At 68.1% G+C, this 15517-nt stretch carries 14 protein-coding genes; 8 read left to right on the plus strand and 6 right to left on the minus strand.

The window, feature by feature from the left end:
• Positions 1-379: 379 nt before the first annotated feature.
• On the plus strand, positions 380-1762 hold the full coding sequence (gene dnaB / locus SACMADRAFT_RS28135; protein ID WP_009157235.1) for a replicative DNA helicase: 1383 nt from the start codon (positions 380-382) through the stop codon (positions 1760-1762).
• Between the two features lie 16 nt (positions 1763-1778).
• Here the strand turns inward: dnaB and SACMADRAFT_RS28140 are convergent, their stop codons facing one another.
• From SACMADRAFT_RS28140 to SACMADRAFT_RS28150, 3 genes are read right to left on the minus strand one after another with little or no spacing between them, the layout of a single operon-like run.
• Entirely contained in the window at positions 1779-2195 is a 417-nt protein-coding gene (locus SACMADRAFT_RS28140) for a thioesterase family protein (protein WP_009157236.1), read from the minus strand.
• Positions 2196-2228: 33 nt separating this feature from the next.
• Positions 2229-3164, minus strand: coding sequence for a YbaK/EbsC family protein (locus SACMADRAFT_RS30630; protein WP_009157237.1), 936 nt, complete (start codon positions 3162-3164; stop codon positions 2229-2231).
• Positions 3154-3456 (minus strand): ArsR/SmtB family transcription factor, encoded by a 303-nt coding sequence (locus SACMADRAFT_RS28150; RefSeq protein ID WP_040925947.1) that lies wholly within the window; start codon positions 3454-3456, stop codon positions 3154-3156. The genes SACMADRAFT_RS30630 and SACMADRAFT_RS28150 overlap by 11 nt, the downstream gene beginning before the upstream one ends.
• A gap of 271 nt (positions 3457-3727) precedes the next feature.
• Between SACMADRAFT_RS28150 and SACMADRAFT_RS28155 the strand changes: the two genes are divergently transcribed.
• The 5 genes from SACMADRAFT_RS28155 to SACMADRAFT_RS28175 all read left to right on the plus strand — a co-directional run bounded on the left by SACMADRAFT_RS28155 (position 3728) and on the right by SACMADRAFT_RS28175 (position 8316).
• The gene (locus tag SACMADRAFT_RS28155) at positions 3728-4516 is read left to right on the plus strand and encodes a dioxygenase family protein (RefSeq protein WP_009157239.1); all 789 of its coding nucleotides are present in this window, start codon (positions 3728-3730) and stop codon (positions 4514-4516) included.
• A 123-nt stretch (positions 4517-4639) separates the two neighbouring features.
• On the plus strand, positions 4640-5806 hold the full coding sequence (locus tag SACMADRAFT_RS28160) for an AI-2E family transporter (protein ID WP_009157240.1): 1167 nt from the start codon (positions 4640-4642) through the stop codon (positions 5804-5806).
• Positions 5803-6945, plus strand: coding sequence for a MacS family sensor histidine kinase (macS, locus tag SACMADRAFT_RS28165; protein ID WP_009157241.1), 1143 nt, complete (start codon positions 5803-5805; stop codon positions 6943-6945). The genes SACMADRAFT_RS28160 and macS overlap by 4 nt, the downstream gene beginning before the upstream one ends.
• Positions 6942-7589: a response regulator gene (locus tag SACMADRAFT_RS28170; RefSeq protein ID WP_009157242.1), complete on the plus strand. Its 648-nt coding sequence runs from the start codon at positions 6942-6944 to the stop codon at positions 7587-7589. The genes macS and SACMADRAFT_RS28170 overlap by 4 nt, the downstream gene beginning before the upstream one ends.
• Before the next feature lie 79 nt (positions 7590-7668).
• Positions 7669-8316: a DUF1707 SHOCT-like domain-containing protein gene (locus SACMADRAFT_RS28175; protein WP_050998297.1), complete on the plus strand. Its 648-nt coding sequence runs from the start codon at positions 7669-7671 to the stop codon at positions 8314-8316.
• A gap of 20 nt (positions 8317-8336) precedes the next feature.
• Here the strand turns inward: SACMADRAFT_RS28175 and ptsP are convergent, their stop codons facing one another.
• A complete protein-coding gene (ptsP, locus tag SACMADRAFT_RS28180) occupies positions 8337-9974 on the minus strand; it encodes a phosphoenolpyruvate--protein phosphotransferase (protein WP_009157244.1) in 1638 nt (545 codons plus the stop codon).
• 6 nt (positions 9975-9980) lie between these two features.
• On the minus strand, positions 9981-10850 hold the full coding sequence (locus tag SACMADRAFT_RS31140) for a ribokinase (protein ID WP_040926917.1): 870 nt from the start codon (positions 10848-10850) through the stop codon (positions 9981-9983).
• A gap of 436 nt (positions 10851-11286) precedes the next feature.
• Here SACMADRAFT_RS31140 and SACMADRAFT_RS28190 point away from each other — a divergent pair, with 436 nt between their 5' ends.
• Entirely contained in the window at positions 11287-12030 is a 744-nt protein-coding gene (locus SACMADRAFT_RS28190; protein ID WP_009157246.1) for a TetR/AcrR family transcriptional regulator, read from the plus strand.
• A gap of 16 nt (positions 12031-12046) precedes the next feature.
• Here the strand turns inward: SACMADRAFT_RS28190 and leuS are convergent, their stop codons facing one another.
• Entirely contained in the window at positions 12047-14896 is a 2850-nt protein-coding gene (gene leuS / locus SACMADRAFT_RS28195; protein WP_009157247.1) for a leucine--tRNA ligase, read from the minus strand.
• A gap of 196 nt (positions 14897-15092) precedes the next feature.
• Between leuS and SACMADRAFT_RS28200 the strand changes: the two genes are divergently transcribed.
• Positions 15093-15512 (plus strand): SdpI family protein, encoded by a 420-nt coding sequence (locus SACMADRAFT_RS28200; RefSeq protein ID WP_009157248.1) that lies wholly within the window; start codon positions 15093-15095, stop codon positions 15510-15512.
• The last annotated feature ends 5 nt before the right edge of the window (positions 15513-15517 follow it).

The raw sequence follows: 15517 nt of genomic DNA on the forward strand, positions 1-15517 counted from the left end.
TCCACAGGGCCCGCTTGCGCCTGGTGACAACGCCGTGCCGCGACACGCCGAGAGGCCTGTTTCGCGCGACACGCCGTAATACGCTCAACAAAGTTCTCCACAGCTTGCCCACAGGGTATGACCAGCAGAAACAGGTTGCCGACCACAGTTTTTCCCCAAGTTGTGCACAGGGTCTGGCGAGGTTGTGATTCGTTGAGCGCCTTCATCAACAGGTTGTCCACAGGTCGATCCACACGTGACTTTGCGCTGCTCCTTCCGAGCGATCTAGCGTGCCCCGTCGGATGCGCGAAACGCGGCCGCGACGACCGTGTTCCCGACCCGCGATCCGATACAATTTCGAACGAGTGTTCGATCGACCAGTTGGGAGGTGCCCGTACCGTTGGCGATCACCGACGACCGCGGTCCCGCGTTCGCCCCTGCCGAGCACGGCGGGTTCGAGCGCCAGCCACCGCAGGACGTGGCAGCGGAGCAGTCCGTGCTCGGCGGCATGCTGCTGTCCAAGGACGCGATCGCCGACGTGGTGGAGGTGCTGCGGCCAGGGGACTTCTACCGGCCCGCACACCAGGCCGTGTACGACTGCGTGCTCGACCTGTACGGCCGAGGTGAGCCTGCCGACCCGATCACCGTCTCGGCAGAACTCGAGCGACGCGGGGAGCTCAACCGGGTGGGCGGCGCACCGTACCTGCACACGCTGATCGCCACGGTGCCGACGGCCGCCAACGCGGGCTACTACGCACAGATCGTCGCAGAGAAGGCGATCCTGCGCAGGCTCGTCGAGGCCGGAACGCGCATCGTGCAGTACGGCTACGGCGCGGACGGCTCCGACAACAACGACATCAACGAAGTGGTCGACCGTGCGCAGGCGGCCATCTACGACGTCACGGAGCGGCGCACCAGTGAGGACTACGTCGCGCTGGAGGAACTGCTCCAGCCGACCATGGACGAGATCGACGCCATCGCGTCGAGAGGAGGCACTGCGCAGGGGGTGCCCACCGGGTTCGCGGACCTCGACGAGGTCACCAACGGCCTGCATCCGGGGCAGATGATCATCGTTGCGGCCAGGCCCGGCGTCGGCAAGTCCACGCTCGGCCTCGACTTCGCCAGGTCGTGCTCGATCAGGCACGGACTCAGCAGCGTGATCTTCTCCCTGGAAATGAGCCGCACCGAGATCGTCATGCGCATGCTGTCGGCCGAGGCACGTATCCGGCTTGCCGACATGCGAGGTGGGCGCATGTCCGATGACGACTGGACCCGGCTGGCCAGGCGAATGAGCGAGATCAGCGAGGCTCCGCTGTTCATCGACGACTCACCGAACCTGACCATGATGGAGATCCGAGCCAAGGCGCGGCGGCTCAAGCAGCGCAACGACCTCAAGCTCATCGTCGTCGACTACATGCAGCTGATGACCTCCGGCAAGCGGGTGGAGTCGCGGCAGCAGGAAGTCTCGGAGTTCTCCCGGCAGCTCAAGCTGCTCGCCAAGGAACTCGAGGTGCCGGTGGTGGCGATCAGCCAGCTCAACCGTGGCCCGGAGCAGCGAACCGACAAGCGTCCCATGCTCGCCGACCTGCGCGAGTCCGGCTCGCTGGAGCAGGATGCCGACATGGTGATGCTGATCCACCGGCCGGACGCCTGGGAACGGGACGACCCGCGTGCAGGCGAGGCGGACCTGATCCTCGCCAAGCACAGGGCGGGCCCGACGAGCACGATCAGTGTCGCGCACCAACTGCACTACAGCCGCTTCACCGACCTGGCGCAGGAGTAGCGCCGACGCGGCGAGGTCAACTGGCGGTCCGCTTACTCATCCGCGCGAGGAAACGCTCTGTGTCGATGATCGCCCGGCGGTGGCTGCCTCGGCAGACCGTGGCCGCGTCGTCGAAGGCGTGCACGGTGAAGGTGAGCTGTCGGCGGTCCACGTTGCTCAGTTCGGCTTGGACGGTGAGCAGGCCGCCGACGGGCGTGGGGGCCTCGTGGCTGAGGTCGACGTGAATTCCGAGCGTTTGCTCACCGTCGTCGAGATGGCCTGCCAGGACGCGGATGCAGGTCCATTCCACGATGCCGACGAGAAAGCCGGTGGCCAGCACGGGGGGTAGCGCTTTGAACTCCTCGGACTCCGGCAGCAGATACGGCACCGTGCGCTCGGCAGGTACAACGTATTCCAGCTGGGCGGTCAGTCCTGGCCGCAGTGACGCCTTCACATGTCCTCCTGATGCTGTGGCTGTTCGAGGTCGTCAGTCCCCGGTAGCGACGACTCCCGCCTTCTCGATCATCAGCACGGCGCTGCGGACAGCAGCGACAGGCCGGTGCAGCATCCCGGCCGGAACGGCGAACGCCTGCCGGGGGCCGAGATGCACGGTATCCGCACCGTCGAGTTCGATGTGGAACTGCCCGTCCAGAACGAGGAAGAACTCGTCCTGCTCGTCATGCTTGTGCCAGTGGAACTCGCCTTGCATGACGCCCAGCCGCACCAGGACACCACCGATCTGCAGCAGCGTCTGGTTGTACCAGGCAACATCGACCTTGTCGATCAGCGCTTGCACATCCATCGTCTGCAGCGTGGTGAACAGCGGCTCGTAGTGAATGTCGTAGTCGTGCTGTGGCACAGCTGCTCCAGGTTCAGGTGTGTGGTGGTCAGGTGTGTGGTGGTCAGGCGTGACGGTGATGGGCGCTACCCGGGGTGCGGCCAACCGGACGTAATCCTCGGTGGCCAATGCGATCGAGCGGTCCAGCCTCGCGGCGTTGAAGAACAGCTCCGGCTTTTCAAGCAGGGCCGGATCGACCACCACTTCCAGGCGAGGGTGATAGCTGAACGGAAGCACGGTGCCGCTCATGCTTCCGGCCAGTTCCTCGGCCCTGTCCTTGCCCGCAAAAGCCACATAGGTCCCGCCGAACAGTTTCTTCACCGCCTGCAGATCCACGCGGGCGTCACCGGGCACCACCGCCAGCACATACCGGCTCTGCTTCTTGCCGACCTTGACCATGACGATCAGGCACTTGGCGGCCAGCGCGACATCATGCCCGCGAAGGGCGCTGACCAGATCGGTGCGGCCCTCAGGCTCGTGGTCGATCAGTCGGTAACGCGCGCCGTGAGCGTCCAGATCAGCCAGCAGACGCCCATACAGCTCCGGCACAGGTGCCGCGATATCGCCGCAGGAGTCACCAGTCACTGCTCAACAACTCCTTGGCTTGCGCGATGCGCGCTTCATCACGCTGGTAGAAGACCCACTGCTTGACCTTCTTGCCTCGGACGAGCCCGGCATGACTGAGGATCTTCATATGCTCGCCGCACGTCGGCTGACTCACACCGAGCTTGTCGGCGATGAAAACGGAACAGACCCCGTCACGGACCAGATCGCCATCACGTTGCGGTGGGAAGTGGCGCTCCGGGTCACGTAGCCACTGCAAGATCATCAGACGCTTGTCGTTGGCCAGGGCTTTGACCAGATCCACATCAAGCACATAGCTATTGTGCCAATTAGCTAATCAACTGTCTACTTTCCGGATACAAGCAGCCACCACCTACGTTGCCGATCGTGACGGCGTGGACCGGCCCGCATACGCGGGCTCGGGACAACGATCCGTGCAACGACCAGCGAGGATGCGCGGCAACGATGCTCACGGCCGTTGCGGCCCGGATGGAGGCCGGCCTGCTGAGCCGAATCGAACAATGCTCCCGGCCCGCTCCACCGTTGGGCTAAGATGAAGTTGAAACTTCAATTTGGAGCGGCGGATGTCAGTCGAACCCGGCAGGATGCCAGTCCTCTACCTCAGCCACGGCGCGCCGCCACTGGCCGACGACGCCACCTGGACCCGGCAACTCGCGGATATCTCGGCAGGGCTGCCCCGCCCGAAAGCGGTGCTGATCGTGTCGGCCCACTGGGAGCGAGCACCGCTGACACTCGGCGCGACCACAACGGTGCCGCTCGTGTACGACTTCTGGGGCTTCGACGAGCGCTACTACCAGGTCCGGTATCCCGCTCCCGGAGCGCCCGCGCTCGCGAGCAGGGTGCGCGGGCTCCTGCACGGCACCGACACGCCCGTGCACGAGGACCCCGAACGCGGCCTCGACCACGGTGCCTACGTGCCGCTGGTGGAGATGTATCCGGAAGCCGACGTGCCGGTGCTGCAGGTGTCGATGCCGTCGCTCGACCCCCGGCGGCTGTACGACCTCGGGCGCAGGCTCTCGCCGTTGCGTGAGGAGGGGGTGCTGATCATCGGCAGCGGGTTCTTCACCCACAACCTCGCCGCACTACGCACGGTCGACGGCGTCGACTCCACGCCACCGACCTGGTCGGCCGAGTTCGACCACTGGGGACGTGAGGTACTCGAAGCAGGCGACATCGACTCGGTGCTCGACTTCGAAAGCAAGGCGCCCGCCGCCCGGCTGGCGCACCCACGCAGTGAACACTTCGCGCCGCTGTTCGTCACTCTCGGTGCGGGAGAGCACTCCGGCGCCGTCCGCACCGTCATCGACGGGTACTGGTACGGCCTGGCCAAGCGGTCGCTGCGACTCGGCTGAACACGGCAGCCTTCGCCAGGCGGTTGCACCGAGTTGGCGTCGCGGCGACAGCGTGCCCGCTACTGTGTGTCCGTGAGCGAGCCCGAACCCCATCACCGTAAAGCCGCGAACCGGACAGCGTCCGTGCTCGCCGAGGGGACCGACGTGACGGCGGCCGTGCCGAAGGGACTGCGCATCAGCGCCGCACTGGCGTGGCGGTTCCTCGTCGTCATCGCCGCCCTCTACGTCATCGGCTGGGTCGTCGGCTACCTCTCGGTGGCCGTCATTCCCGTCGCCATCGCCCTGCTGCTGGCCGCGCTGCTGGCGCCGGCTGTGCACCGGCTGGTGCGGTTGCGCGTACCGAGGGGGTTGGCGGCCGCGATCGTGCTGATCGCGGGCCTCGGGGCGGTCGGCGGGTTGCTGACTTTCGTCATCATCCAGTTCACCGACGGGCTGCCCGCGTTACAGCGCCAACTCAACGAGAGCCTCGACCAGATCGAGGACTGGCTCATCAACGGGCCGCTGCACCTGCGCGAGACGCAGATCGAGGAGTTCATCAACAACGCGATCGGGCTGATCCAGGAGAACCAGGCATCGATCACGGCAAGCGCGCTGACCACGGCGGGCACGGTCGGCGAGATCCTCACCGGCTTCCTGCTCACGCTGTTCGTCCTCATCTTCTTCCTGATCAACGGCGAGCAGATCTGGACCTTCCTGATGCGCGGTGTGCCCTCGGCTGTGCGGGCCCGCGCCGACACCGCCGGTCGGCGTGGATTCGCCTCCCTCGTCAGCTACGTACGCGCGACCGCTGCGGTCGCCGTCGTGGACGGCGTCGGCATCGGTATCGGGCTGTGGATCGTCGGTGTCCCACTGGTGGTCCCGCTGGCGACGCTGGTCTTCCTCGGGGCGTTCGTGCCCATCATCGGCGCCGTCGTCACCGGTGCCGTCGCCGTACTGGTGGCGCTGGTGACCAACGGGTTCGTCACCGCGCTCGTTGTGCTGGCCATCGTCGTCGGTGTGATGCAACTGGAAGGACACGTACTGCAACCGCTGCTGCTGGGTAGGGCGGTGAGGCTGCACCCGCTCGCCGTGATCCTCGCGATCACCGCGGGCCTGGTCGCCGCGGGCATTCCAGGAGCGCTGCTGTCCGTGCCGCTGCTGGCGATCCTCAACTCCGGAATCAAGTCGCTGGTCAACGAGCACCATCCGGACCCCGAGGCCGTCGACGTACTTTCCGACGCCGGTGCCCGCCCCGACACCGAGACCGACACCGACGCGGCCGATGGCGAGCGGGAGCGCGACCGGACATGACCCGGCGGCTGCGTGATCCGGCGACACCGCTTTGGTGGAGCACGATCGCGCTGCGCTGGGTGACTCTCGGCTTCGCACTCGGCGCGCTGCTCGTGCACCAGCACGGCTACCAACGCCCGTGGCTTGCGTGGGCGGCCTTCGGCGGCATGGTGGTGTGGACCGCTGTCACGAGCCTGTGCTACCTGCGTGGCTCGTCGCGTTTCGCGTGGCTCGTCGTCACCGACGTCGCCATCACCTGCGCGCTGATGCTGACCTCGCCGGTCGTGCTTTCCGACGCGCAGTACGCGCAGTTGGCGCCTCTGGTCACCACCGTGTGGGCGGCGGTGCCGCCACTGGCCGCGGGCGCCCGGTTCGGCGCCACGGGAGGTGTCGTCGCGGGCATCGTGGTGGCGGCCGCCACGGGATTCGCCCGCCAGGAGTTGACCCTCGACGTCGCGAGAGACGGGGTGCTGCTCACCGCGAGCGGGCTGCTGATCGGTATCACCGCGACCACGGCACGCCGCTCACAGGCAACGCTGGCACAGGCGATGCGTACCGAGGCGGCCACGGCGGAGCGGGAACGGCTGGCGCGCTCCATCCACGACAGCGTGTTGCAGGTGCTGGCCAGGGTGCGGCGAAGGGGCGCCGAACTCGGCGGGGAGGCGGCCGAACTCGCTCGACTGGCCGGCGAGCAGGAGATCGCGTTGCGAGCACTCGTCACCACAGGACATTCCGGCGCGTCGGACTCCGGCGACGCCGACCTGCGCGGCGCACTGCAACTGCTCGCGACCTCGAAGGTGCAGGTGTCCACGCCGGCTGGACAGGTGCGGCTGCCCAGGCACACCGTGACGGAACTGGTCGCGGCCACCAAGGAGGCGCTGTCCAACGTGGAACGGCACGCGGGCACCGAAGCCAAGGCGTGGGTGCTGCTGGAGGAACTCACCGAGGAGGTCGTGTTGACCATCAGGGACGACGGTCCCGGTATTGCGGCGGGACGGCTGGAACGTGCCGTGGCCGAAGGGCGGCTCGGCGTCGAGAACTCCATCAAGCGGCGCCTCGCCGCGCTCGGCGGTAGCTGCACGCTGGAGACCGAACCCGGTTCGGGCACCGAATGGGAGTTGCGGGTGCCAAGATCGAAACCACGGAGGGGAAGCCGATGACGATCTCGGTGATGATCGTCGATGATCACCCGATCTGGCGGGACGGGGTGGCAAGAGACCTCACCGAGCACGGGTTCGACGTCCGGGCGACTGCGGCCGACGCGGCCGCGGCGGTACGGATCGCCCGCACCGTCAGACCCGACGTCGTGCTGATGGACCTCAATCTCGGAGAGAGTTCGGGCGTGACCGCCACCCGCTGCGTCACGACGGAACTGCCTACCACGCGGGTGCTCGTGCTGTCGGCGAGCGGTGAGCACGACGACGTGCTGCAGGCGGTGAAGGCAGGCGCGTCGGGGTACCTGGTGAAGTCCGCGTCGGTCGCCGAACTCGTCGAAGCGGTGCGCCGGACCGCCGACGGTGACCCGGTGTTCACCGCGGGCCTTGCGGGCATGGTGCTCGGCGAGTACCGGCGCATGGCCGGCACCTCGCCCGGTTCACAACCACCGCCACCGCGCCTCACCGAACGCGAGACCGAGGTGTTGCGGCTGGTGGCGAAGGGACTGACAGCACGTCAGATCGCCACCAAGCTCGTCATCTCACATCGCACGGTCGAGAACCACGTGCAGTCGACCCTGCGAAAGCTACAGCTGCACAACAGGGTGGAACTCGCCCGCTACGCCATCGAGCACGGCCTCGACTCCTGAGGCGCGGGGGTGAATCTTCGGGGTGGCGTCGGGGTTTTCCCGGATTCGCCACGGCAGGCTGCGGCATAGCATCGGATTCGTGAGCGAGGCAGAGACCGGCGAGGCGAAGGTTCCCGACGAGCAGGAACGGCTGCGCAACCTGCGGGTGTCGGATGCCGAGCGCGAGCACGTGGTGCAACTACTGCAACAGGCCATCGGGCGCGGGTTGCTCGATCTCGACGAGTTCACCGAACGCACCGACACCGCACTGGCGGCGCGCACCCGCGGCGAGCTCAACGCCGTGCTGATCGATCTGCCCGGCCTGGTGCATCCCGACGCCGCGACGCGCGGTGGGCACACCTCCTCGCCGGAAGCCTCTCGCGCGGCGAGGGGTCAGCGGGTCGAACTGCGGGCACACGGCTCCTCACTGGTGCGCAAGGGGCGCTGGTTCGTACCAGCTGAGCTGCTGGTGGCCAACAAGTACGGAGAGACCAAGCTCGACTTCAGCGAGGCGGAGATCGCGGCACCCGTCGTACACGTCGAACTGGACGCCAAGTGGAGCGCGGTGCGCATTGTGATACCGGAGCAGGCAGCGGTGGATCTCAACGGGTTGACCGAACTCAAGTGGTCGGCCATCGACGACAAGACCAACTCCGCAGGCAAGGCGGGCACTCCGAGGTTCGTCTTCACCGGCAAGGTGAAGGGTGGGTCACTGTCGGTGCGTTACCCCCGCCGGGGATGGTTCTAGGCCTACCGGGTCCAGCCGCTCTAGCCGCCGGACGCAGCCGCCGCGCGTGCTGCCCGCGCCGTCGGTGCTGCCAACGCCGCCTGCGCCGCCTGGGCGCATTCCTGCGATGTCACGGCCGCCAGGCTCGCGCCCACGGCACGCACCGAGGCGGGATTCATCGAAAGGCTCGTCACACCCAACCCCACCAGAACGCGTGCCAGCAACGGGTCGGCCGCGGCCTCGCCGCACACGCCCGCCGGTTTCGCCGTCGCCGTCGCCGCCTCACCGACCAGAGCGATCAACCGCAGCAGCGCGGGCTGCCACGGATCGTTCAGAGTGGCCACCGCACCGAGTTGGCGATCGGCGGCGAAGGTGTACTGGGCGAGGTCGTTGGTGCCAACAGAGACGAAGTCCACCGCGTCGAGCACCTCTCGCGCCGTCAACGCGGCGGCAGGCACCTCGATCATCACGCCCGCGCGCGCGATCCCGGCGGCCCGGACCCGCTCGGCGAACCACGAGGCCTCCTCGGCGGTGGCCACCATCGGCGCCATCACGGAAACCTCGACCCCGGATTCGGTGGCCGCGCCCGCGATGGCATCGAGTTGGCGATCGAGCACGCCGGTGCGGTCGAACGCCACGCGGATGCCGCGTACACCGAGTGCGGGGTTGGGTTCGGGCTCCTGCGCAAGGAACCCCAGTGGTTTGTCGGCACCCGCATCCAGTGTGCGGACGACGACCGGCTTGCCCGCGAACGGTTCGAGCACCGCGCGGTAGGCGTCCTGCTGTTGCCGCACACCCGGCTCGTCATCGGCGTCGAGGTAGCAGAACTCGGTGCGGAAGAGCCCAACGCCTTCCGCACCGGCCTCGGCGGCCGCGCGAGCGTCACCGGGAGCACCGACGTTGGCGAGCACCTTCACCTCGCGGCCGTCAGCGGTCCTGCCTTCACCTTCCCACTCCGCGGCTCCCGCGACATGGCTGGCCACCGCGGGAGCCGAAGGGTCCGCCGACCGCACCGTGCCGGTGTCACCGTCGACGGCGAGCGCTTCGGCCTCCACCGCGAACACACCACGCACGGCCACCACGGCGGGAATCCCGAGCGAGCGCGCCAGAATGGCCGTGTGGCTGGTCGGCCCGCCCTCCTCGGTGACCAGCGCGAGCACCTTCTCCGGGTCGAGGCTCGCCGTGTCGGCCGGAGCGAGATCCCTTGCGATAAGCACGCTCGGGGTGTCCAGCTGGGGCACTCCCGGCGCAGCGATGCCGAGCAACTCGGCGATGATGCGGTCGCGCACGTCCTCGATGTCCCGGACGCGCTCAGCCATGTAGCCGCCCGCGCTGGCCAGCGCGTGCGCGAAGTTGTTCGCCGCCTCGTAGACCGCCCTGGCCGCGGGGATGCGCTGCGCGGTGACGAGTTGCTCCGCCTGGCTCACGAGCGCGGGATCGGCCGCCATCGCGGCGGTCGTGGTCAGGATGGTCGCCGCGTCACCACCGGCCGCCTCGGCCATCGCTTCCAGCCGCGCGGCGACGTTCTGAGCCGCGGGCGCGATCCTCGCCGCCTCCGCGTGTGCGTCCTCCGGTGAGGGTGTGCTCGCGGGCTCGGCGATCGAATCGGTGACCTTGACGACAGGCCCGCTCGCGCGCCCTGGACTGACGCCCACACCGGAAAGCTGCACATCGGACATGCTGCGTCACTCTAGTTCGGCCGCGGTGGGATAGGAGGGTTGGGCGCCGCGCCTGAGAACCGACATCGTGGCCACCCTCACCGCACTCGTCGCCGCGTCGGCGATGCTCGCGCCACGGGCGAGCGCGGTGGCGAACGCGCCGGCGAAGGCGTCGCCCGCACCGGTGGTGTCAACGGCGTCCACCTCGGGTGCGGGGATCTCGCTGCTTCCCGCGCCTGTCACCACCACTGCTCCCGAGGGGCCTTTCGTAACCACCGCGGCCTTCGGCCCCAGTTCGAGCAGCCGGGTCGCCTCGACCGATTCGGCGCCGAGCAACCAGGCCGCCTCGTGCTGGTTCACCAGCAGCACGTCGAGCCCGTTCAATGCGCGCTCGGCGATCTCGGCCACGGGAGACAGATTGAGCACCGTGCGCACCCCGGCTTCCTCGGCGGCGGCGAGAGCGTGTTCGACGGTGGGCACCGGCACTTCCAGCGACGCCACCAGGACGCTCGCGCCAGGCAGCGCCGCGGTCACGGCTTCCGGGCACAGCGCCCGGTTCGCTCCTGGGGAGACGAGGATCGAGTTCTCGCCGTCCGGGGTCACGGTGATGTAGGCGACGCCGGTGGGGCGATCGACGGTGCGAACGTGGTCGGTGCGCGTACCGCTGGCACGAAGCGACTCCAGCAGCAGCCTGCCGAAGCCGTCGTCGCCGACGGCACCCACCAGCGCGACGTCCGCGCCGAGCCTGGCGGCGGCGACCGCGGTATTGGCTCCCTTGCCGCCGGGCAGGACAACCGTGTCGGCGCCGAGTACCGTCTCACCACCCGCGGGCCTGCGTTCGGCCTCCACGACGAGGTCGACGTTGGCCGATCCGACCACGAGCACGCGTGCCGCCACGCTGCCAGCGTGCCACGAGAACGGCCTCCTGCCGAGCAACACGTTCCCGAGTTGTGTGGACGTGAAATCCTTTGTAACTTTCAAAGCCGCCGGTACGACAAGCCAAGCGGGTGCACCCGGACTACCTCGTTCGGGTGAATGTGGTTCCTCGACGTCATCGACTGGGGACCTGCACACTCTCACAGGCACCACGCGCGTAGGCGCGTGGTCTTGTCCGGTGCGGCCCGCTGGGGCCTGCCGGGCATCGGGTCGCCGGCACCGGTCGCGTAGCCCCCCGAGTGATCGGTGCCGGCGGCGCCCGACGCACTGTTGTGCACCAGATTGTCGATCTTCTTCGGCGATTCTCCGCACGTCGCGGCGCTGATCGGCTCCCGTGGTCCTAAACTGCGTGAATCCGGCACGGGTCCGAAGGAAAGCCAGCTCAGCGGGGTGTGCGATGAACAGGCCAGCACGGCGGGGGCGCGAGCGCGCCGCCACCGACCGCGACATCCGGCACACCGCCCGTTCGCTGCTGGTCGAACACGGCCCCGAAGCCGTCACACTGCGCGCCATCGCACGGGAGTTGGGAATCACCGCCCCCGCCCTTTACCGCTACTACGGATCAAGAGACGACCTGATCGACCACCTGCGCCGCGACATCGTCTCCGACCTCGGCACCGAACTGGCAGGCGAGATCGCCGGGCTGCGAGACGGCGGCCCGCAACAGCTTTTCGCCATCTGCCGGGGTTTCCGGCACTGGGCACTGACCCACACCCAGGAGTTCACGCTCGTGTTCGCCTCCCCGACCGGCGGAGTCGGTTCGGCGTCGGGCAGTGTCGCCACGCTGAACCAGGTGAGCGAGCCGTTCGGCAGGGTCTTCCTGCTGGCGGCGGGCGAGGTGCTGGCGGCACACGACGTCGCGGCGCCGCCCGACAGCGCCGTGCCACCCGAGCTTCGCGAGGACCTGGCCGCCTACCGCGACTCGCTGCTTTCGGTCATGGCCGAGTCGGGCATCAGCATGACGCCGGACCAGTTCACGCTCGGCACGACGTACCTGATGATGCAGTTCTGGGCGCGGCTGTACGGCCACGTGACGCTCGAGGTGTTCGGCAACTACCCGCTCCCGGTGTCGAAACCGGACGCACTGTTCGACGCGATGCTGGCCGACCTGGCCCGCGAGATCGGCCTCGAACTCGACTGAGCCGCCACCGGCGCGCTCAGCGAACCACGTTGACCAGCCGGCCCGGCACCACGATCACCTTGCGCGGCTCGGCACCCTCGAGCAGCGCGGCGATCTTGGCATCCGCCAACGCGGCAGCCTTCACCGCTTCCTGCCCCGCGTCTGCGGCGATGGTGATCCGCGAACGAACCTTGCCGTTGACCTGGATCGGGTACTCCACGCTGTCCTCGACGAGGTACCTCTCGTCGGCGACGGGGAACGGACCATGCACAAGGGAATCCGGGTGGCCGAGGCGGCTCCACAACTCCTCCGCGATGTGCGGGCACATCGGCGCCAGCATCAGCACCAACGGCTCCACCAGACCACGCGGGGTCTGCCCCGCCGACCCGTACACCTTGGTCACATGGTTGTTCAGTTCGATCAGCTTCGCGCCTGCGGTGTTGAACCGCAGTTGCGCGTAGTCGTCGCGAACACCGGCGATGGTCTTGTGCAGGATCCGCAGGTCGTCCTCGGTGAGGGCGGCGTCGCTGACCCGCAGTGCTCCGCTCTCCTCCTCGACCACCAACCGCCACAACCGCTGCAGGAAACGGTGCGCGCCGACGACGTCCTTGGTCGCCCACGGGCGGGACTCGTCGAGCGGCCCCATGGACATCTCGTAGAACCGGAAGGTGTCGGCACCGTAGTTCTCCGACATCTCGTCGGGGGTGACGATGTTCTTCAGGCTCTTGCCCATCTTGCCGTACTCCTGCTTGACCTCCTCGCCATGGAAGAAGAACTTCCCGTCGCGCTCCTCGACCTCCTCGGCGGGGACGTAGAAGCCACGAGAGTCGGTGTAGGCGTAGGCCTGGATGTAGCCCTGGTTGTACAGCCTGCGGTACGGCTCCTCGGAGGAGACGTGTCCGAGGTCGTAGAGCACCTTGTGCCAGAAGCGCGCGTAGAGCAGGTGCAGCACCGCGTGCTCCACCCCGCCGACGTAGAGGTCCAGACCGCCGGGATCGTTCGCGCCGTGTTCGGCGGGCCTCGGCCCCATCCAGTAGCGCTCGTTCTCGGGATCGACGAGCCGTTCCTCGTTGGTGGGGTCGATGTAGCGCAGCTGGTACCAGCACGAACCCGCCCACTGCGGCATGACGTTGGTGTCGCGGCGGTACTTCTTCGGCCCGTCGCCCAGATCGAGAGTCACCTCGACCCAGTCGCTCGCCTTGGACAACGGTGGCTGCGGCTCGGAGTCGGCGTCGTCGGGGTCGAACGTGGTGGGCGAGTAGTCCTCCACGTCGGGTAGCACCACCGGCAACTGCTCCTCCGGCAGCGGGATCGGCAAGCCGTCGGAGTCGTAGACGATCGGGAACGGCTCTCCCCAGTAGCGCTGCCGCGCGAACAACCAGTCGCGCAGTTTGTACTGCACGGTGCCCTCGCCGTGACCGTGTTCCTCCAGCCACGCGATGATCGTCTTCTTGGCGTCCTCGACGCCCATACCGTTGAGGTTCAGGTCGCCGTGAGCGGAGTTGATGGCGGGGCCGTCACCGGTGTAGGCCTGCCCGTCGAAGCCCTCCGCGGGCTGCACCGTGCGGATGATGTCCAGACCGAACTTCTCGGCGAAGTCCCAGTCCCGCTGGTCCTGGCCGGGCACCGCCATGATGGCTCCCGTGCCGTATCCCATGAGCACGTAGTCGGCGATGAACACCGGGATGTGTTCGCCGTTGACCGGGTTGACGGCGTAGGAGCCGGTGAACACACCGGTCTTCTCCCTGCTCTCCTGTCGGTCCAACTCGGACTTGCGGGAAGCCTGCTTGCGATAGCCCGCGACGGCTTCCACCGGAGTGGCCGCGCCACCGGTCCAGCGTTCGTCCACGCCTTCCGGCCACTCGCTGGGGGTCAGCTCATCCACCAGCGGATGCTCCGGTGCCAGCACCATGTAGGTGGTGCCGAACAGCGTGTCCGGCCTCGTGGTGAACACCTCGATCACCTTGTCGCCTGCGGGGAACCGGATGTTCGCGCCACGCGAGCGGCCGATCCAGTTGCGCTGCATGGACTTGACCTTCTCCGGCCAGTCCAACCGGTCGAGGTCGTCCAGCAGCCGGTCGGCGTAGGCGGTGATGCGCATCATCCACTGCCGCAGGTTCTTGCGAAACACCGGGAAGTTGCCGCGCTCGCTGCGGCCGTCGGCGGTGACCTCCTCGTTGGCCACCACGGTTCCGAGTCCCGGCGCCCAGTTCACCGGAGCCTCGCAGATGTAGACGAGGCGATGCGAGTCGATGAGTTCGCGCTGCTCGAGGCGGGACAGCTCCTGCCACGGCCTGCCGTCCGGGGTGGCGCGCTTGCCGTGCGCGTACTGCTGCTCCAACTCGGCGACGGGGCGGGCCCTGTCCTGCTCCTCGTCGTAGTAGGCGTTGAAGATCTGCAGGAAGATCCACTGCGTCCAGCGGTAGTACGAGATGTCCGTGGTGGCCACCGAACGTCGCTCGTCGTGGCCGAGACCCAACCTGCGCAACTGGCGGCGCATGTTCTCGATATTGGCCTCGGTCGTGGTGCGCGGGTGTGTCCCGGTCTGCGCCGCGTACTGCTCCGCGGGCAGCCCGAACGCGTCGTAGCCCAGCGTGTGCAGCACGTTGCGACCGATCATCCGGTTGAACCTGGCGTAGGCGTCGGTGCCGATGTAGCCGAGTGGATGGCCGACGTGCAGCCCGCCCCCGGACGGGTAGGGGAACATGTCCTGCACGAACAGCTTGTCCGACGGCAGCGGCTTGCCCGACTCCGACAGCGGGCCGACCGGGTTGGGGGCGTGGAAGGTGCCGTTCTCAGACCAGTGGTCCTGCCAGCGCCGCTCGATCTCTCCGGCGAGTTCCGCCGTGTAGCGGTGTGCCGGAGTCGTCTCGGTGCCGTCTGTCATCGCCGATCCTCCCGTGTGCCTGCCTCTGAAACAACGCAACCCCCCAGCCCGAGGGCGTGAGGGGTTCGCCGCGCAGCCGGTCGGTCCGGTGGTCCGGTCAGCGCGGCCGGCTAAGGAGCAGGCTCGCCGTCGTCATCGAACTCATGGTAGCCGCTCCCACCACGGCGTTTCGGTAAGCCCCCGGTATCCTCGGCTTGTGTTCGTGCTCGCCTTGGTACCCGCCCTGCTCGGTCTCCTCGTCGGTTGGGGCGGCTTGCTCGGCTGGCGGGAACGGCTGTCCCTGCAACGGGGCGCGGGCGTGCGCACCCGCGCGACGCTGCGCAGCGACGAGGCCTTCCGGGTCGCCAACAAGGTGGCTGCCGTACCCACGATGGCTGCTGGTGCGGTCGGCGTGTTGGCCGCTGCGGCGGGGCTGGCGATGCCCAGCGCCCTCGGCACGGTGATCGCGGCCGTGGTGGGGCTGCTGGGCATGTTCGTGCTCGTCGCGGGCGGCGGGCTGCTCGGGCACCGCGCCGCCGAGGCGGTCCCGGCACCGAGCGCACCTGCCGGTTGCGGTGGTTGCGGCTGCGGTGGTGGCGGCTGTTCGGCTCTGGCCGGGGGCGCCGGAACCCCGTAGCGGTC

The sequence above is a fragment of the Saccharomonospora marina XMU15 genome (genome assembly GCF_000244955.1).
Classification (GTDB): Bacteria; Actinomycetota; Actinomycetes; order Mycobacteriales; family Pseudonocardiaceae; genus Saccharomonospora_A; species Saccharomonospora_A marina.